Origin of the sequence: Flavobacterium aquatile LMG 4008 = ATCC 11947 (genome assembly GCF_000757385.1) — a bacterium.
Classification (GTDB): domain Bacteria; phylum Bacteroidota; class Bacteroidia; order Flavobacteriales; family Flavobacteriaceae; genus Flavobacterium; species Flavobacterium aquatile.
This window is the reverse complement of sequence record NZ_JRHH01000002.1, coordinates 52,052-72,258: the sequence shown is the minus strand read 5'-3', so window position 1 is coordinate 72,258 and position 20,207 is coordinate 52,052. Positions and strand designations below refer to the sequence as shown.

Here is a 20,207-nt window from a genome sequence, read left to right as displayed (position 1 = left end):
ACTAAAATCCGTGTTGTGCTGATGAAAAGCCTAAGTTTTGTAAACCAACTTTAACTTCTGGTGCCTGCATGAATAAATTCCATAACAAACCAGTTCTATGATTTTCAATCATTGGAACAATTGTTCCTTGATCGATGGCTAAATATCTTGGTGTAACCCAATTGTGAGTTGGAGAAAACGCATCGTAAGGTCCGGCTACTCCAACATATTGCGCTTTTTTCTCTTCATATAAATAACGAAGGAATTTCATTGATTCTGCTGGCGTGTATGGAAAAGAAGACAATGCTGCTGTTGGTGAAATTACTCCAGTATCATTGTTGGGTTGATGGGCAGTATAACCTGTAGAACCATCATTATTTCTGGTGTAACTTGCAGTTAAACCCCAACATTTTTCGGAATAACCTGTCCAATTGTTCGGATTTGCAATACAATATTTATTCATTATTTTGGAATGATTTTGCGTAAGCGTCCAATAATTGGCATATTGATCTGACAAACCTCTTGGATCTAAGCCTAAATACGAATAATGCGACCAAAACATTGGACCAACATTTCCAGTTGCACCGTTATAATTAAGAACTACTGGAATTCCGTATTGCGAACCTCCATTTACAATTGCGCCACTTCTCGCCCATGCTTGATGATAAGCTGCGGCAGTAATTGGATGTGTTGGTGAAGCTGCTGCTAAAGTGTACGTAATCAAACATTCATTGTAACCTTCTAGTTTGAAATTCATTTGCCAAGCATAATTTGGAGACCAGTGCCAATACAATGCGTTTTCGCCTTTTGTGTACCAATCCCATTCGACACCTTTCCATAGATTGTCTGCTTTTTGTGCTAATGCTTGTTCTGCTGTAGAACCATTTTTAAAGTATTCTCTTAAAGTTAATAAACCTTGACATAAAAATGCGGTTTCTACTAAATCGCCACCGTTGTCCATCGTTCCAAACGGAATTACATTACCGTTAGTTCCGTCCATCCAATGTGGCCATGCACCGTGAAATCTATCGGCAGTTTCTAAAAAGTTTAATGCCGTTGTAAGTCTGGAAACAGCTTCTGCTCTAGGAACAAAACCTCTTTCGATACCCACAATTATGGTCATTAATCCAAATCCAGAACCACCAGTTGTAACAATATTAGCTTCGAAACTTGGATTATCAGTATGATAGCGTTCGCGAGCTAATTTAGAGTTGGGTTCGGCGTATTCCCAAAAGTATTTTAGGGCGTCTTTTTGGGCTTGGTTTAGAAGTTGTTCGTCTGTTACTACTTGGTTTAAATCTTCTGGTGCTTGATTATCATTACTGCAATTCAAAAAAACAACTAGAATAAAAAAAAATGAATATTTTAAATAGGCCATATTTATAAATTTAACCTGTCGAGATAATTACCTCGACAGGTGTAAAAAAATTATTTGTTAGTAGTGTAAAGCTCTTGAATTTCTGCATCTGACAAAGCAATATTATACATTCTGAATTGATCAATAGCTCCAGTCCATGAATTCATCCAACCTTCATTTGGATTTCCTGATCCACCAATTCTAAGACCTGTAATATTAGAATCATTAAATTGAATAGCACCATGATTTGCCCAAACTTGAGTAGAAAAAGCAATACCGTCTTTGTAAATTGTCATTCCTGAAGTAGTTGAATCATATTTAAAAACGATATGATGCCATTGATCGTCAAAAATACCTGGAACACTATTTGCTCCAACCCATTCAAACCATTTGTCACCTGGTTCTTCATCTACAAATAATTTTATAATTGGTGTACTTACGCTTCCTTCAACTAACATAAACATGCTTGCTTTCGCCCAATTATTACTGGTAAGACTAAATACAAATTCGGTTTGTGTTGGAGCACCATGTTTTGTCCAAAGTGATATTGTAAAACTATCAGTTGTTGTTGTAAAATCATTTGGTTTAGGATAAGCAATAAATTTTTTTGGTTCACCACCTTGAACTGCTTTACCACTTATTCCTTCAATTTGCGTTAATGGGTTTTCAGAAGGAAATTTAGCTTTAATCTGATCCACTGCATTCATCAATGGATTATCAGTTTCACCATCAAAAGGAACATAAAATTTTAATGGTCCTCCAGGAGGATTTTCATCAATTGGATAATCTCCTACTCCAGGACGATCCATATTTTGACAGCCAATAATTGAAAGTGAAGTCATAATTACTAAGCTCACTTTTGCTAAAGAAAATTTTAAATTTTTCATAATTATTTTATTTAGTAAGGCATAGCAATTGATAAATTACTATGCCTAAAATTTATTAATAATTTGGATTTTGTACTAAAACTCCTCCAGATTGGTCAATAGCCGTTTGCGGAATTGGATAAAATTCATTTTTTGGTTGGTATCCCAATCCACCTAATATAGCATTTGCATCACCCCAACGAACTAAATCATAGAAACGTTCACCTTCCATAGCAAGTTCTATTCTTCTCTCTTGTTTAATTGCAGCTCTTACAATTGCTTGATCTGTTGAAGTAATATCTGGCAAAACTGATGTATTAGTTCCTCTTGCTCTTGCTCTAACTTGATTAATATAACTTACAGCGAGTGAACTTTGTCCACTTTCATTGGCTGCTTCTGCCGCCATTAACAAAACATCTGCGTATCTAATAAGTTTTATATTAGACCAGTGGTTTTTATTTTCTCCAAAGAAAGCTCTTTCTGATGGTAACGTGTAAGCTTTTTTATTCCAATAAGGTTGGTCTAAAGGCGGACTTGTTGGAAGTATATTTCCATATCCATCATTTTGACCTGAGAATAAAACGGTCGCTGCTAACCTTGGATCGCCTGCTTCGTAAGCACTAATTAAATTAGGAGTAGGCACATTAAAACCCCAACCTAAATCCCAAGTACTTGTACCACGTACACCTTGAGATTCCCAATAATTATTAGAATAATTTACTCCAGCCAATCTGAGAAACTGCACTTCAAAAACAGATTCTGTAGAATTATCACCTGATTGTAAAAATATATCAGAATAAGAATTATTAAGAGCATATCCATAACCCATTACATCATTAAATTCTGTCAATGCTTGTGTCCAATTTTGTTGATATAAATATAATTTTCCCAATAAAGTTTGTGCAAAACCTTTAGTTGCTCTACCAGGATATGAAGGCCAAGTCATTGGTAAATTTTCTTTTGCAAAAGTTAAATCACTTACAATTTGAGCATCTACTTCGGCAATTGTTGATTTTGGTTTAACTGCATCTGCAGGATTAACTACTTTATTAATAACGATTGGCACTTCTCCATAATCTCTTCTCAACTCAAAATAGCAAAATGCTCTGATGGCCATTGCTTCAGCTTTATTAGTTAAACTTCCTGCATCTGTTGTACCAGACTCATCTACCAAAACAATTAAATCATTGCAAGCATAAATTAAACTGTAATGCCCATTCCAATTTGAAGCAGCAAATCCTTCTGCAGCAGAATATTGAAAACCATCGAATATTGTTCCAAATGCTGCAGCATCTGTCACTGAGCTTCCTTTTGCGGCATCGTCTGAACGGATACTTTGAAACCAATAGCGTGTCCAATCGGTTATACCTGCTTCTGTTCTCATTTTTCCGTATAAACCGAAAGCTTTTTCTTCTAAGGCACCAGCAGGAAGATCACCCTCTGTGGCAACACCTTCTGGTAATCTGTCTAAAAAGTCTTCGTCATTACAAGAAGTTATCATTAATGCTGTTATAGTAGTAATTAATGATAGTTTTACAATTGTTTTTATTTTCATCATCGTTTTTTTTAGAATGTTACATTTATACCTAATGAAGTTATTGCTGGTAAAGGATAACCACCAGTATCAACTCCAAATTTTGTAGGTGAACCACCAGCTTCAGGAGTAAATCCAGAATTGTTCGACCATGTTACAATGTTTTGAGCACTTAAATATAATCTTAAAGAATCTACTTTTACTTTACTTAAGAAAGTAGGATCAAAATTATATCCTAATTGAATATTTCTAAGTCTTAAATAACTTCCATCTTCAATCATGTATGTTGAACGATTATTTGTATTATATCCAGAAGCATCGTTTAATCTCGGTTCCCAGTTTGAAGTTCCTGGTCCATTCCAAGCATTTAGTCTATCAGCTCTGTAATTAAATTGTGCAAAAGTTGCTCCATTTCCCCAATCTCTCCATATTTCATTTCCATAAACTCCTTGAAAGTCTGCTGATAAACTGAAGTTCTTATAATTTACATTGGCAGAAAATCCATAAGTAATATCTGGAGTAGGATTTCCTATTTCTTTTCTATCATCAGCATCGATAATTCCATCGCCATTGATATCTTTAAACTTTAAATCACCAACATCATAACTTCCAAGTGTGCTTATAGGAGAATTTAAAATATCGGCATACGATTGATAAACACCTTCAACTTCATAACCATAAAAAGAACCAATTGGACTACCAGCACTTAAACGAGTTGGTCCATCAAAAATTTCAAATCCATCTGTGAATACAGAATTAACTTTATTTTTAATTGTTGTTAAATTTCCAGAAATTGAATAATTCCAGTCTTTAGTAATATTATCTTTCCAAGATGCAGCCAATTCAAAACCTTTATTTGAAATTTCACCTGCATTTGTGTAAAATCTATCACTGTTAAAAAGAACATAAGTTAATAAATCAGTTGTAGTTTTATCATAATAATTAGCTTCTAAAGTTAATCTATTATTTAGTGTTGCCATTTCAAACCCAAACTCTTTAGAAGTTACAGTTTCCCATTTTAAATTTGGATTATTTCTGTAAGCTAATACATAGGCTGGTACCAATTCTTCGCCAAAAACAGCACTTGAACCTGTTGTATATGTTGGATAAGTTGGATATCTGACAGATGCAAATCGGTTTCCTAATTGTCCGAAAGATGCTTTAATTTTTAAGAAGTCAAAAGTTTTTTGGTTCTCCATAAAAGATTCTTTTGTAACCTCCCAAGCTGCACCAAGAGCCCAAAAATTTTGCCATTTTCTAATTCCAGAAGAACCATCTCTTCTAAAAGAACCATTTAACATGTATTTGCCATCATAATTATACAAAACACGACCTAAATAAGAAACAGTTGATTCCTCATACTGATCCGAGTTTGCAATTCTTGTAGTTGGATCACCATATGGATAAACATTTAAGTACCACCATCTTGGATCGTTAGGAATTGCATTTTCATCAATACCCGCATCATTAATACTTGGTGAATACTGCTTAACTGTTCCACTCATACCGCTAAACATTTCTTCATAGCGAGTATATCCCAAAAGACCAGAAAAATTATGCTTCCCAAAAGATTTTTCGTAAGTTAATAATAATTCTTGTTGCAATTTTTGATTATTATTTTTAAACTGACTAACAGAAGTAAGTGCGTTTCCTCCATATAAATTGGTGTCATCAACTTCTGCAACATAAACATTAAATACTGGCAAGTAACCTCTTCCATTAGAATACCCCAAGTCTGCTAAATAAGCACCTCTTAATTTCAATTTATCAACAATTGTAAACTCCGCAAAAGCGTTTCCAACAAAACGTGTATTTCTATTTAATTGTGTGCCTTTTTTACCTTCAACTTCTAAAAGCGGATTTCCTACTTGTGCACCTCCAATATCAATTGGCAATTGATTATAAACACCTAACTCCGTATTAAATGGAGCTACAATTGGTGTAGCATTTATTGCTGAAATATAGTTTCCTAATCTAGGCAAACGCTCATCAGAACCATTAATACCAACTCCTACTTTAAATCGATCATTAATTGTTAACTCATCATTAACATTAAAAGTAAATTTTTTATATAATTCATTTTTAATAACTCCTTCTTCATTAACATAGCCAAAACCTAAATAAAATTTATTTTTTTCGGTTGCATTAGAAATTGATAAATTATGAAAATAAATTGTTGCACTACTGTTTGTTATTTCATCAATCCAATCGGTATCAGCAGTAAATAAATTATAATATGGATACGCGCCAACACCTTGATTTGCTCTTTGTTGATCATATAATGATTTAAACTGAGATGCATTAGTCATCTCTGGTTTATTTGTAATGTTCTTAACTCCTAATGATGTATTATAATTTACAGTTGTTCTACCTATCTTTCCTTTTTTTGTAGTTACAATTAAAACTCCATTTGCTCCACGAGCTCCAAAAACAGCTAAAGAAGATGGATCCTTTAAAACTTCAATAGACTCAATATCAGCAGGGTTTATATAGCTAATATTATCATTAAAAATACCATCAACTACATATAATGGTTTTGTTTGAAATAAACTAGCTGTTCCTCTAATTCTAATATCTGGTTCAGCACCTGGAGTTCCTGAATTTACAACAGATAATCCTGCAACTTTTCCTTGTAATGAATTAATAGGATTTGAATTGGGTTTGTCTGCAATTTCTTTACCTGAAACTTTAACTATAGAACCTGTTAAATCACGTTTTTTAGCAGTTCCATAACCAATCACAACAACATCTGACAACACTGTTGAATCGCCCTTCATAGTCACATTTATAGTATTTCCATTAACTTTGACTACTTGAGTTGCCATACCAATCATTGTAAACTCTAGTTGGTCTCCTGTTGTGGCTTTGATTGTATAGTTCCCATCAAGATCAGAACTAACTGCTGTATTAGTTTTTAATGCTCGAATATTCACTCCAATGAGCGGAATACCTTTGTCATCAATCACTTTTCCAGTAATATCTTGTGCATGAGACATAATTGGAAAAACAATCGATAGTAAAAAAAGAATAATTTTTTTCATTTGTTAAATTGTTTAAGTTAATTTGACAACTAAAGTACAAACTATAACGTGATAGTAACGCTAATTGAATACACTACATTACTACATCATAATTTAAAAAATATTTTATATTAAATTGAAAATCAACACAATAAATAGTGTTAAATAATGTTAAAGATACATCATTTATTATACAAATGATGTAGTTATGATGTACTAAGAATAATGAAAAAAATTAATTTAAAAATTAACGATTCAGCATAAAAGTAGGTATTAAATTTCTTAATTGAGAATCTACTTTTATATATTCATTAGAAATTTAGACAAATTTTCCTCTTGCGAGATACCAATTTTCTTTCTTAAACGGTAACGATGAAGCTCCACACCACGATAACTTATATTCATTAATTGTGCAATCTCCTTAGAAGATAAGTTCATTTTGAGATAAATGCAAAGGCGAATATCTTTTGGAGTTAGATTATTATATTTGGCAGTAAGCGCTTTTATAAATTCTTCGTTACTTTTGAAAAGGTTTATTTCAAATTCCTTCCATTCATTTTTATTTAACGAATTGATTTTGATTACTTTATTTATTTTGGATTTTAAAGATTGAATATTTCCTTCCGAATTCATGATGGTTTGAATACTATCAATCATCTCTGATTGTTTAGCGATAGAAAGGGATTTTCCAGCCACTTCTGACGCTTTTGTTTGCACTTGAATCTCAAGAACATGTTTTTCATATTCTTGCATTTTTATTTTATTTTCGGCATTTAATTCTAGCTGTATTATCTCTTTTTGATGTTTTAACTCTTCTTCTTTCAGTTTTATTTTTTCGAGATATCTAACTTTATTCCATCTGTAATAAAGGAAAAAAGTACCCGCAACTAAAAGAATGTAAAACAATACCATCCAAAATGAAAAATACCAAGGCCTAGCTACTTTAAACTCATAATCGGCTAATTTTATAAATTTGGTTCCTTTCCTGATATAAACGGTTATTTCTTTCCATCCATTGTCTAAATTATTTAGTATAATTTTTCCATTTTCAATAGGCAAATAATTGCTATTATTGTAAGTATAAAACAAATTGGCTTTATTAAATCCGTAATACGGAGTGATGACATTGAGTTCAACCGATTGATTGAAATTTACTGTAGTATCATCTGTAATAATGTTAGAATTATAAAATCCTTCAATTTGAACTTTCTGACTTTTGAGCTGTTTATTTTCTAATTCATAAATAAAAAAACCATCGTCTAAATTAATGACTATTTGATTTCCTTGCTTTAAAACTTTAGTTTCTTCATTAATACTCTTTCCTTCATAGTACTTCTTCGGAATTAAATTCCAAGCAAATTGATTATTTTCATACTTCACTACATAAAACAATCCTTCTTTTATAATTAGGAAACTGTTTTCATCAATAGAACTAATTCCGGTAATATCCTTAAATGATTTATTAAATTGTTCCGAAAGTTCTAATTTATTTGTAATTGAATTATTCTTGTACCAATTGTTATTAATGTAAAAAAGTATTTCGTTTTTGAAACTAAATAACTTTACATTAAAATCATTTTTAATACCGTTATTTTTAGTAACATTTATAATATTTTTGGCAATGTAATTGTCATCAAATTCTATTTTGTAGAGACTTTTATAATTGTCTACTGCCCACAATTCATTTCTATTATTTTGAGCAACATTCTTTATAGGTTTTGTAAGCTTGTCAATTTTATAAAAATTAGAAAAGCTGTCATTATCATAAACAACAATACCTGAATAATTAGCCTGAAAATAAGTAGTATTAAAATTGTTTTTTAATAATTTCCAGCCGCCATTTACATTATTAATTTTGTTTAATGATTGATCGTATATAAAAGTTCCATCATTATGACCAATTACATATTTTGAATTTACTTTATCAATTTGCCACACTTGACCTTGCGAACCATTAATAAAATATAATTTCTTATTTTCATACTTAAAAACACCATGATTTGAACCCAGTAAATATCCATTTTGCATTGGTGCAATTGAATATAAAGTTCCTAAAATACCTGTGTTATCAACAAAACTTTTATACGGAGAATTAATTTCTATATGTGTAATTCCGTTATCCATTCCGAGCCATAAATCGTTTTCTTTGTCAAATCCGATGCTTAAAACCGAGTTGTTTTTTAGGGAATTATTTCGATTGATACTGATGTATGAATTATCATTTATGTCAACAATGTATATTCCTTTAAAAGCTGTGCCTATTGCTACTCGATTACTATCAATAAATCGTGCTGTGTTGATTAATTCCGATTTTAAACTTTCATTTAAAACTGATTTCCATGGACTTAAAACGCCATTTTCTTCTACAAAAACACCATTTTTTCTAGTAAAAAAATACATTTTGTTGTTGTTAAATTCTATGGAATGAACAATATTGTTTTCTAATAAAGACCAACTGGATTTTTTTGAAAATTTACCATTTTCGTAAAGGTAAACACCATTATTTACTGATGCTACATACAACTTATTATCTATAGGAAAACAATAAGATATCTGACTTGGCAAATCTAGTTTCTTGATATTTTTACCGTCATAAATAAAAATTTGATTGAACGATTGGAAGTAAATTTTATCTTTAAATTTAAAGATTTTCCAAATTTCTTCATTTACTGCTTCTCCAAAAAAAAGATTCTCTTTCGACAGTGAAAAATAACGCATGACTCCAGCAACTCGTTTCCAATAACCCAATTCATTGAATGATCCTGTATAAATTCGCTCTCCATCTGCAAAAACCGAACGAATAATTGTCTTGTTAGGCAATGTATATTTCTCCCAAATCACGCCATTATATCGCAAGAAAAAATGATTGTTTGCAAAATACATGGCATTGTCATCACCTTGAGTAACACTCCATACTTGGTTGTCGCCGTTATAGTTAGCTTTGGTTATATTTTCTACAAATGGCAATAAATCTTGCGCATTTAACTTTGCAGTCAATAAAAAAAGTAAAACAATATTGAGAAAAAATCTTTTCATTTCTAATTAAATTCAACTCAAATATAGCCAATTTTATGAAATAAAAAATCCCGACAACAATCGGGACTTTAAATTATAATTTTAAAATAGGAATTAAATAAATGAATCTATTTGCCATCTACATACTCTTGTAAATACTTGAAACGTTCGGTTAATTGACCATTTTCTGTCATTTTTGCACGTTTTAAAATTCCGTCCTTATCGTTGTTGAAAAAAGCTGGAATTACATGTTCCATAAACATTTCTCCAAAGCCTTCACTAGCATCTTTTGGCAATTCGCAAGGCAAATTATCAACAGACATTACCATAATTGAACCTGGATGTGTAAAAGGAACTTCTTTATTTTCGCTAGGCAAATATCCAAAAAATGGATCTGCAATCGTCGATGCTTTAATGGTACAAGCAATTGGACCATCAACATCGCATGAAATATCGGCTACAACTTGAATTTTGTTTTTTGCAGATAACAACATTTCACGAGTTAAAATATCAGGTGCATTGTTTCCATGAAAATGTCCAGCCATATAAATATCGGCTACTTGCGAAAATCGTTCAAAATTTGAAGTATATTCCTTTGGATTTTTGTAAAAATCGTTGTTGTCTAAAATTTTTCCGTCAAGTCGTTTGTTGTAATCTAAAACATCAATTTGAGTATAAACTGGTTCAGAATATTTCTTATTTAAAAAATCATCAACTTGAACTTCTTTGATTTTCATTCCGTCAAGAATTTCTTTTGCGCCCATTCCAACTTTTCCGTGACCTGTAAGCACAATTTTTATATTGGGAAGTGTTTGTCTTTTTAATCTAACAATCAAATCGTCTTTACTTTTTAAAGTCTCTGCTTTTGGTAAATTAAATAATTCATATTTAATTCCGAAACCTCTAAAACCGTTGTAAGCACCTACAATTCCTGCATATCTTCCAAAACCAATTAAACGTCTGTGATTAGCGTCTACAATCGTTTCATGATCATACAATTCAATATTTTTTTCTAAAATCGCTTGCAATAATTTTCTATTGTAAGGCTGAAATTTGATTGTATGCGAAAAGAAAAAATATTTCTTATTCGGAATTAAAGCATCAACTGGAATCTCTTTTACACCAAAAAGCACATCGCAATCGGTCATATCTGTTGTAACTTCCAAACCAAGATTTGAATATTCTTCATCAGAAAAAACTCTAATATCAGAACTTTCAACTTTAATTTCTGCTTCTGGATGTTCTGTTTTTAATCGAACTAATTCTTCTGGAGTAAAAACTACTCTTCTATCTGGTGGATTTTTTCTTTCTTTAATGATTCCGAACTTCATGATATGCTATTTTTTTGCGCCTCAAAAGTAGCATTAACGAAAACGTTTTCAAAACTTTTAACCTAAAATTAAATTTAAGATTATTTGCTGAATTTCAAATAATTGCAAGAAACTGTTGATAATTTTATAATTATTATAACATTTTGTTCCAATTGTTTGATTTATTGTTTTATATATTTGTTTTTCAACCAAATTAATAATGATTCCAATTCGATTACCAAAATACTTATTTTTTACAGTCACTTTTTTACTTCTGTTTGGCTGCAAAAATGATGAAAAAGAAAAAAAGTCAACAAAAAGAAAAAGCGATTTAGAATATGCAATGCTTCCGTTAGAAGATTCCTTGCCAAAACTTTCTGCTGCTTATACCAATACCAAAAAAAGACAAATTGAAGGTTTTTTCGAAAATAATTTCGGACGAGGTTTTGAAAACGTGAGTTTTTTAGTGGCCAAAAACGGACAAATTATATATGAAAAATACGATGGTTATGCCGATAAAGAAAATAACATTTTAAACTCGCCAGAAACTCCGTTACATATAGCTTCAGTTACTAAAGTACTTACTGCCGCAGCCATTTTAAAATTAATTGATGCTAAAAAAATTGATTTAGATCAAAAATTGACTACGCTTTTTGAAGGTTTTCCTTATCCAGATGTTACAATTAAAACACTTCTAAATCACAGAAGTGGCATGAAAAAATACAATTATTTCTGTGATGATAAAGCCATTTGGGGAAGAAACAAAACCCTAACAAACACTGATTTACTCAATGTAATTATTACAAAAGACATAAAATTAGAAACTAAAACCGACACTCATTTTAGTTATAACAATACCAATTATGCTTTGCTTGCTTTGGTTATTGAAAAAGTTACCAAAATGAAATATGCGGAAGCGATGAAGAAAATTATTTTCGAACCATTAGACATGAAAAACTCTTTTGTTTTTGATGAAAATACTCCTAAAGAAAAAGCAACGCCATCGTACAAATACAACTATGTAAAATATCCTTTCGATTTTTTGGATGCTGTATACGGCGATAAAAATATTTATTCGACACCACGTGATTTATTAAAATTTGATTTGGCCAGAAATTCACCAGATTTTATAAGTAAAAAACTAGCTGATCAAGTTTTTAAAGGTTACAGTTATGAAAGTCGCGGCGAGAAAAATTATGGATTAGGAATTAGAATGCGCGAATGGGAAAGTGGACAAAAGCTATTTTATCACAACGGTTGGTGGCATGGAAATACGTCAAGTTACATTAATTTAAGGAAAGAAAATACGGTAATTATTGCGCTTTCGAACAAATTTACACGAAATACTTTTCAAATGAAACGACTGTCGGCTTTGTTTGGAGATTATCCATTTACACTAAAAGATACCACATCTAAAGACGAATAATTATTGACAACAAAAACTTAAACTGATAGGTTTTTGTGCTAAAAAAAATGTATTTTTGACAATTGAAAAAACAACCCAAAGTATCCAAAATATACACCTGTGAAGTAAATCTTTGTAAGAATGCAATTTAAACACCCAGAAATTCTATACTTCCTTTTTTTATTGGTAATTCCAATTCTGGTTCATCTTTTTCAGTTACGTAAATTTAAAACCGAATATTTCACGAATGTAAAATTCCTGAAAGAACTTGCAATCCAAACACGTAAAAGTTCGAAACTTAAGAAATATTTACTTCTCGCTACAAGATTATTGTTATTAGCTTTTCTAATTTTCGCTTTCGCACAACCTTTTTTTAAAGCCAAAGACAGTAAAAATGCAACTAACGAATTGTACATAATTTTAGACAATTCTTTCAGTATGCAAGCCAAAGGTAAAAAAGGCGAATTACTAAAACGAGCCGTTCAGGATTTGCTTGAAAACACTCCAGAAAACGCCAATTTTTCTTTAATTACCTGTTCTGATAATTATTGGAATACCGATATTAAATCAATTCAAAAAGAACTTCAGAATTTAAAATACAGTGCTTCACCTTTTCAATTGGATAATCTTTTGGCGAAAATTAAAGCACACAAATCGGCATTTGAAAAAGATATTGTTGTGATTACCGATGCCGTAGGATTGCAACCTAATCAGCTAAAAAATAGTAAAGACGACAAGAACTTATATTTCATAATTCCAGAAGCCGAAAAAACCGATAACATTGCAATTGACAGTGTTTATGTGAATCAGGTTTTGGATAATTTTTATGAAATCGGAGTAAAATTGGATGCTTTTGGTGAAGATTTTAAAGATATTCCAATTGCTTTATACAACAATAAAAAATTGACTGCTAAAACCTTAGTTAATTTTGAATCAAAAAATAAAACTATTAATTTTACAATTCCGAAAGAAGATTTTCATGGTTATGTAACTATTTCTGATAACGGATTGGAATACGACAACAATTATTATTTTAGCATTTCAAAACCAGAAAAAAGCAATGTTATAAGTATTGGTGAAGTTGAAAAAAGTAGTTTTTTATCAAGAATTTATACTTCGGATGAATTTAATTATTCTAATTTTCCATTGCAATCATTAGATTATAATTTGATTGACAAGCAAGATGCAATTGTTTTAAATGAGTTAAAAGAAATTCCGCAAGCGTTGCAAACAACCTTGAAATCATTTGTAGAAAAAGGCGGAAATGTAATATTAATTCCAAGTTCAGAAAGTACGCCATCAAACTTAAATAATTTTCTTGCCAATTTTGGAGCGTTTAAATTTAATGAATTAGGAACTACTGAAAAGATGATTACCAAAATCAATTTTAGTCATCCATTATTTAGCGGTGTTTTTGAGAAAAAAGTAGATAATTTTCAATATCCAAACACAAAAAAATCATTTGAAATAAGTAATTCAGCGCCAACGGTTTTGGGTTACAGCGATCAAACACCTTTTTTAAGTGCCATTCAAAATAGTGTTTCCTCGGTTTATGTTTTTGCTGGTGAAATCAATAAAGTGAATAGTAATTTTCAGAATTCACCAATTATTGTTCCAACGTTTTATAACATGGCTCAAAATGCTCAAAAAGCAGGAATTAACGCCACAATTATTGGAGAAAGCAAACCTTTAATTATGGAGACATTATTGAGTAAAGACGAAATTGTTAATGTAAAAAACGCAACAGAAAGCTTTATTCCGGTTCAACAAATACTGAATAATAAAGTCAAATTAACGTTCAATGATAATCCGAAAGACGCCGGAAATTTTGGTGTTTTTAACAACGATAAATTAGTAGAAAACATAAGTTTTAATTACAATAGAACCGAAAGTAACTTAACGAATGCCAATCCCGAAGCAGCAAGTGATTTTAAAGAAATAAGCAACGTAGATTCTTTATTCGACACACTACAAACCGATAGAACCGACAATCAGATCTGGAAATGGTTTGTTATTTTAGCGCTACTTTTTGTTGCATTGGAAGTTTTAATTCAAAAATTTGTAAAATGAAAATAATCATCAGAGAAGCCAAGATTATAGACCCTAAAAGTCCGTTTCACAACCAAGTGGTTGATGTACAAATCAATAATGGAACCATAGAAAAGATAGGTCAAAACCTTTCAAAAGCTGATGATTTTAAAGAAATAAAGCAATCCGATTTATTGATTTCTCAAGGTTGGTTTGACAGTAGCGTTTCCCTTGGTGAACCTGGATTTGAAGATCGAGAAACTATTGAAAACGGATTGAATGTTGCTGCCAAAAGTGGTTTCACAGGAATCGCACTTCAACCCAATTCTTTTCCTATAATTGACAACCAATCGCAAGTGCAATTTGTAAAACAAAAAGCTTCAAAAACTGTAACAGAATTGTTTCCAATTGGTGCTTTAACCAAAAATAGCGAAGGAAATGATTTGGCAGAGTTATTCGATATGAAAAACGCTGGAGCAATTGCTTTTGGTGATTATAATAAAAGTTTGAGTAATGCTAATTTGGTAAAAATTGGTTTACAATACGTTCAAGATTTTGACGGATTGGTCATCGCTTACAGTCAAGACGATAAAATAAAAGGAAGCGGCGTTGCCAATGAAGGCGTTGTTTCTACACGATTAGGATTAAAAGGAATTCCGAATTTAGCCGAAGAATTAATCATTGCCAGAAACTTATTTTTACTTGAATACACAGGTGGAAAATTACACATTCCGACTATTTCTACAGCTAAATCGGTGGAATTGATACGTGATGCAAAAGCCAAAGGATTGCAAGTAACTTGTAGCGTTGCCGTTCATAATTTGGTTTTAACCGATGAAAAACTAGACGGATTTGACACTCGATTTAAAGTTACGCCACCATTGCGAACTGACAACGATAGGATTGCACTAATTTCTGGAGTTTTAAATAATACGATAGATATCATTACATCCGACCATAATCCGATTGATATTGAACATAAAAAGATGGAATTTGATATGGCTAAAAATGGAACTATCGGATTAGAAAGTGCTTTTGGCGCTTTATTAACCGTTTTACCATTAGATAAAATCGTAGAAAAACTAACATTCGGAAGAATCATTTTCGGATTAAAAAGTTCTGAAATAGCCGAAGGTAATAAAGCGAATTTGACTTTATTCTCAACAGAAGGCGAATGGACTTTTACCAAAGAAAACATCTTATCTAAATCTAAAAATTCTGCTTTTTTAGGAACAAAAATGAGAGGAAAAATAATTGGAGTTTTAAATAACAACAAATTAATTTTAGGATAATCATGAATGAAAATCAAAATAAAGACGCCGTATTAGTTGCCTATTTAACCATTTTAGGAACTGTAATTGCCATTTTCATGAACAATGAAGAGAAAAAAACTGAGTTTGCTTCGTTTCATATTCGTCAGGCTTTAGGAATATTTTTATCCTTTTTTCTATTAGGATATTTTGTAGGTTATGCTGATAGTTGGACGGTTTCGTCAGCTTTCTATTTATTCTATTTTATCCTTTGGATTTATGGTTTTTCTGGAGCTTTATCTGGGCAAAAAAGACTAATTCCAGTTGTTGGTGCATTTTTTCAAACTACTTTTAAAAGCTTATAATGAATTTATCGTTACATCATTTAGTTCGTGAACCTAAAATAAAATTAGATAAAAATCCGTTGTTGTTATTGCTTCATGGTTATGGTAGCAATGAAGAAGATTTGTTTTCATTCGCATCTGAACTTCCAGAAGAATATTATGTAATTTCTGCTCGTGCACCTTACGACTTAATGTACGGAAGTTATGCTTGGTACGCAATCAACTTTGATGCCGACGAAAATAAGTTTTCAGATATTGAGCAAGCTAAAACATCACGTGATTTAATTTCGAATTTCATTGACGAATTACTTGCTAATTACGCTATTGATTCAAATAATGTAAATCTAATTGGTTTCAGTCAAGGTTGCATTTTGAGTTATGCTGTAGCACTTTCTTATCCACAAAAAATTAAACGTGTTGTGGCAATGAGTGGTTATTTTAATGCCGAAATTGCAACACAAAATTTTAAAGAAAACGATTTTAGTAATTTAAAAATATTTGCATCACACGGAAGTGTCGATCAAGTTGTGCCAGTAGATTGGGCGAGAAAAGCCGAACCAACTTTAAAACAATTTGGAATTGACATTGTTTATAAAGAGTATCCAATTGGTCATGGCGTTTCTCCACAAAACTTTTATGATTTTAAAAACTGGTTGCAACAGTAAAAAAAAGGTCTTGAAAATTTCAAGACCTTTTAATTTTATATTATTCAGTTATCGGAATTTCTTCACTATCTAAACTTCCCGATACTTTATTTCCTATTTCGCCATCACCACTGTAAAGAATTTCACCCGATTTCTTTAGAACAAAACCTTTCCAAGGAATTAATTGCCATTCGCCATTAACGTAAGGTTGACCTTCGGCTTTGCGAGTTAAAACAATTGATTCGTCTTGATTTGGTAAAAATAATTCGGCATTGTCTGCTTTTTGATCAAAAAGCACATAAGTACATAAAGTGGCATCATCGCTATTAGGATTGTTAGCTGGTGACAATTGTAATCCGCTAAAAACTCTAACGCATTCTTTGTTTAATTTTGACCAAGTATAACCTGCCGATGCCAAACATCCATTATCGTCTTTATCACCGCCAAGAACTACGTCTTTGGCAGCATCAACTGGTTCTGGTTTTACTTCCTCTTCTTTTTTAAAATAATCGCACGAGATTATTGAAATCGATGCGAATAACACTAGTATAGTTTTTTTCATTTTTATTCCATTTGTTGTTTCGGATAAAGAAAAGTTTCAATTGTTTCGAATGTAATTGAATTGTCTTCTTTCACAAAATATTTGATTAAAACATCACCCCATAAAGTTCCGTTGCTGTAATCTGCTACTATCCAACGATGATTTAATACTTTTATTTTATTAATTATGAATTTTTGTTCACCCATTTTTGGTTGATCGATGTATTTATTTCCTTCAGGCGCGTCATTGTATGCCAACAAAGCATCTTTTATTTGAGGAAGTAATTTGGTAACATCATAATTCGAATGATACTCTTGAGCATTTTGATTATTCTCTAATGAAAAATAATTTGCATCGTATAAAACATTCTCAAACTGGCTGATACTATCTTTCATTCGTTTATTTTTGTCTTCAAAACGCTTTTCGATAGTTGCATCTTTCTTGCTATAATACATGTAAGTAAAAACATTGATTAAAGCCGAAACAATAAATAAATATAAGAACAATTGCTTTTTCATGGTGTAATTTTATATTGAAATTTCTAAATTATCGTAAGCCAAAAACACATTTTTAGGTAGTTTTTTCTGCACTTCATCGTGAAAACCTAAAATATGACTTATGTGAGTAAAATAGGCGATTTCTGGTTGAATCAAAGTTACAAAATCTAATGCTTCCTGCAAATTAAAATGTGAATGATGTGGTTCTTCTCTTAACGCATTAACAACCAATACTTTTACGCCTTTAAGCTTTTCAATTTCTGATGGTTCCACTGTTTTTACATCGGTTAAATAGGCAAAATCACCAATTCGATAACCAAAAACTTGCAAATTTCCATGCAACACATTTATCGGAATAACTTGGAAACTTCCAATGGAAAATGGTTTATTATTTACAACTTCATTTGATTGAATTGATGGAGCGCCAGGATATTTATTTTCGGTTTCAAAAATATAATCAAAACGTTTTTCTAAATTTTTTAAAACCCTATCGTGAGCATAAATCGGAATTGGACCTTGCTTAAAATTAAACGGACGAATGTCATCCATACCAGCTGTGTGATCGGCATGTTCATGTGTAAACAAAATGGCATCTACTTTCTGACATTTCGATGTTAGCATTTGCTGTCTAAAATCGGGTCCGCAATCAATAACAATCGAATTGTTCTCATCGTGAATCCAAACAGAAACACGCAACCGTTTGTCTTTTAAATCATTACTCAAACACACAGAATGATTACTTCCTATAACAGGAATTCCTTGTGATGTACCAGTTCCTAAAAAATAGACTTTCATTTAGCACGGTTTTTGTTATGATTAATTTACATCAGTATTTTTAGATGTTAATTTTCTACAAAAATAGAACTATTTATCTTTTAATACCGCAATCGTTTTATTAACTTTGCAATGTATACAAATGATTATGGGAAATAACGGACTTGATATTAAATTAAAAGGCGACAGAGTAATTGAACAAATTCCTTCAGTTAAGGACAAAGCGTTGCGTATTAATTTGAATGAAAATATATACGGAACTTTTGCCGAAATTGGTGCTGGACAAGAAACCGTTCGTCACTTTTTTAGATCTGGAGGTTCGTCTGGAACTATTGCAAAAGCGATGTCGGCTTATGATAAAGATTTTAGTGATGCCATTTACGGAATTGAAGGCGACGGACGTTATGTAACCGAAAGTCGTTTGAAAAAAATGCTTTCTCATGAAGTAGATTTGATTGAAAAGCGTTTGGATAGAACAAAACATCCAAATAAAATGTTCTTCAGTTATGCAAATACTGTTGCTACGATAGATTTTGCTAAACAATTTAAAGGTCACGGTTGGGTTGGAATTAAATACCAAATCGAACCAGATGAAGATTACAATGAGATAATAATTCACATTAGATTTAAAGAAACTGATGCTCGTTTGCAACAAGAAACACTTGGTGTTCTTGGGGTTAACCTAATTTATGGCGCTTTTTACAAATATAATGATCCTAAAAAATTGTTGCGTTATTTGTATGACCATTTAGATAAAGATCAGTTAGAAATTGATACTATAAATTTTTCGGGACCACGATTTGCAAATGTGGACAACCGATTAATGAGTTTGCAATTGGTAAAAAATGGTATGACCGATGCCGTAATGTTTGGACCAGACGGAAATAACATTTTGCCAGCAGCAGTTTTATACAAGAAAAATATTTTAGCATTAAGAGGAAGTTTCCGTCCAGTTACGAAAGTAAATATGGACATGTATGAAAAATCACTTGAAATGTTTGTTGCCGAAAACAAAGTGGAAAAAGAAAACACCTTTGTAATTTTCGAAATTACTTTGTCTAATTTACGTTCAGAAGGTGAAATTGACGAGCGTGATTTTATGGACAGAGCCGAATTACTTTGTTCGCTTGGGCAAACCGTTATGATATCCAACTTTCAAGAATATTATAAAGTGGTAGAATATTTCTCTAGTTATACCAAAGCCAGAATGGGATTGGTTATGGGCGTAAATAATTTAGTTGATATTTTCGACGAGAAATACTACCGTCATTTAAGTGGTGGAATTCTAGAAGCTTTCGGGAAATTATTCTACAGAGATTTAAAAGTATATCTGTATCCAATGGAAGAAGATGGCGAAGTAGTGACCTCACAAAACTTAAAAGTACATCCTAGAATGAAAGAATTGTATAAATTCTTCGCTTACAACGGAAAAGTAGTTGATGTACCAGTGAACGAAAAAGACAACTTAAAAATATTCTCGCGCGAAGTATTAAAAATGATTAGCAAAGGAATTCCTGGTTGGGAAAAAATGCTACCAACAGGTACAGCCGAATTAATTAAGCAACACCAATTGTTTGGTTACGACCCAAATAGAATTTTAGAAGAAGCATAATTCACTGAAATAGAAATAACAAAATCCTCAA

The 20,207-nt window shown here is 31.6% G+C and carries 15 protein-coding genes; 6 read left to right on the top strand and 9 right to left on the bottom strand.

Annotated elements, in window-relative coordinates; genetic code table 11:
* Position 1: 1 nt before the first annotated feature.
* From LG45_RS03230 to LG45_RS03205, 6 genes are all read right to left on the bottom strand, one after another.
* Positions 2-1,357 carry a glucoamylase family protein gene (locus LG45_RS03230; RefSeq protein WP_035124364.1) on the bottom strand — a complete coding sequence of 452 codons (1,356 nt, stop codon included), beginning with the start codon at positions 1,355-1,357 and terminating at the stop codon, positions 2-4.
* 50 nt (positions 1,358-1,407) lie between these two features.
* On the bottom strand, positions 1,408-2,223 hold the full coding sequence (locus tag LG45_RS03225; protein WP_035124363.1) for a LamG domain-containing protein: 816 nt from the start codon (positions 2,221-2,223) through the stop codon (positions 1,408-1,410).
* Between the two features lie 55 nt (positions 2,224-2,278).
* A complete protein-coding gene (locus LG45_RS03220) occupies positions 2,279-3,760 on the bottom strand; it encodes a RagB/SusD family nutrient uptake outer membrane protein (protein WP_240471805.1) in 1,482 nt (493 codons plus the stop codon).
* An 8-nt stretch (positions 3,761-3,768) separates the two neighbouring features.
* Complete coding sequence (locus LG45_RS03215) at positions 3,769-6,777, bottom strand: SusC/RagA family TonB-linked outer membrane protein (RefSeq protein WP_035124360.1); 3,009 nt, start codon at positions 6,775-6,777, stop codon at positions 3,769-3,771.
* Positions 6,778-7,056: 279 nt separating this feature from the next.
* A complete protein-coding gene (locus tag LG45_RS03210; protein WP_035124358.1) occupies positions 7,057-9,792 on the bottom strand; it encodes a helix-turn-helix and ligand-binding sensor domain-containing protein in 2,736 nt (911 codons plus the stop codon).
* A gap of 107 nt (positions 9,793-9,899) precedes the next feature.
* Complete coding sequence (locus LG45_RS03205) at positions 9,900-11,102, bottom strand: NAD(P)-dependent oxidoreductase (protein WP_035124356.1); 1,203 nt, start codon at positions 11,100-11,102, stop codon at positions 9,900-9,902.
* Positions 11,103-11,301: 199 nt separating this feature from the next.
* On the opposite strand from LG45_RS03205, the gene LG45_RS03195 reads away from it, so the two are divergent.
* From LG45_RS03195 to LG45_RS03175, 5 genes are all read left to right on the top strand, one after another.
* A complete protein-coding gene (locus tag LG45_RS03195) occupies positions 11,302-12,507 on the top strand; it encodes a serine hydrolase domain-containing protein (protein ID WP_035124353.1) in 1,206 nt (401 codons plus the stop codon).
* Between the two features lie 120 nt (positions 12,508-12,627).
* Positions 12,628-14,556 (top strand): vWA domain-containing protein, encoded by a 1,929-nt coding sequence (locus tag LG45_RS03190; protein WP_035124352.1) that lies wholly within the window; start codon positions 12,628-12,630, stop codon positions 14,554-14,556.
* On the top strand, positions 14,553-15,806 hold the full coding sequence (locus LG45_RS03185; protein ID WP_035124351.1) for a dihydroorotase: 1,254 nt from the start codon (positions 14,553-14,555) through the stop codon (positions 15,804-15,806). Before LG45_RS03190 ends, LG45_RS03185 begins: the two co-directional genes overlap by 4 nt.
* 2 nt (positions 15,807-15,808) lie before the next feature.
* A complete protein-coding gene (locus LG45_RS03180) occupies positions 15,809-16,129 on the top strand; it encodes a membrane protein (protein ID WP_035124350.1) in 321 nt (106 codons plus the stop codon).
* Positions 16,129-16,773, top strand: a complete 645-nt coding sequence (locus LG45_RS03175) for an alpha/beta hydrolase (RefSeq protein ID WP_035124349.1) — start codon at positions 16,129-16,131, stop codon at positions 16,771-16,773. Before LG45_RS03180 ends, LG45_RS03175 begins: the two co-directional genes overlap by 1 nt.
* A 40-nt stretch (positions 16,774-16,813) precedes the next feature.
* Here the strand turns inward: LG45_RS03175 and LG45_RS03170 are convergent, their stop codons facing one another.
* The 3 genes from LG45_RS03170 to LG45_RS03160 are packed head-to-tail and all read right to left on the bottom strand — an operon-like array spanning position 16,814 to position 18,585.
* On the bottom strand, positions 16,814-17,314 hold the full coding sequence (locus LG45_RS03170) for a hypothetical protein (RefSeq protein WP_052087470.1): 501 nt from the start codon (positions 17,312-17,314) through the stop codon (positions 16,814-16,816).
* 2 nt (positions 17,315-17,316) lie between these two features.
* Positions 17,317-17,811, bottom strand: a complete 495-nt coding sequence (locus tag LG45_RS03165) for a hypothetical protein (protein WP_035124348.1) — start codon at positions 17,809-17,811, stop codon at positions 17,317-17,319.
* Between the two features lie 9 nt (positions 17,812-17,820).
* Positions 17,821-18,585, bottom strand: a complete 765-nt coding sequence (locus tag LG45_RS03160) for an MBL fold metallo-hydrolase (RefSeq protein WP_035124347.1) — start codon at positions 18,583-18,585, stop codon at positions 17,821-17,823.
* A 127-nt stretch (positions 18,586-18,712) separates the two neighbouring features.
* Here LG45_RS03160 and LG45_RS03155 point away from each other — a divergent pair, with 127 nt between their 5' ends.
* A complete protein-coding gene (locus tag LG45_RS03155; protein ID WP_035124346.1) occupies positions 18,713-20,176 on the top strand; it encodes a hypothetical protein in 1,464 nt (487 codons plus the stop codon).
* The last annotated feature ends 31 nt before the right edge of the window (positions 20,177-20,207 follow it).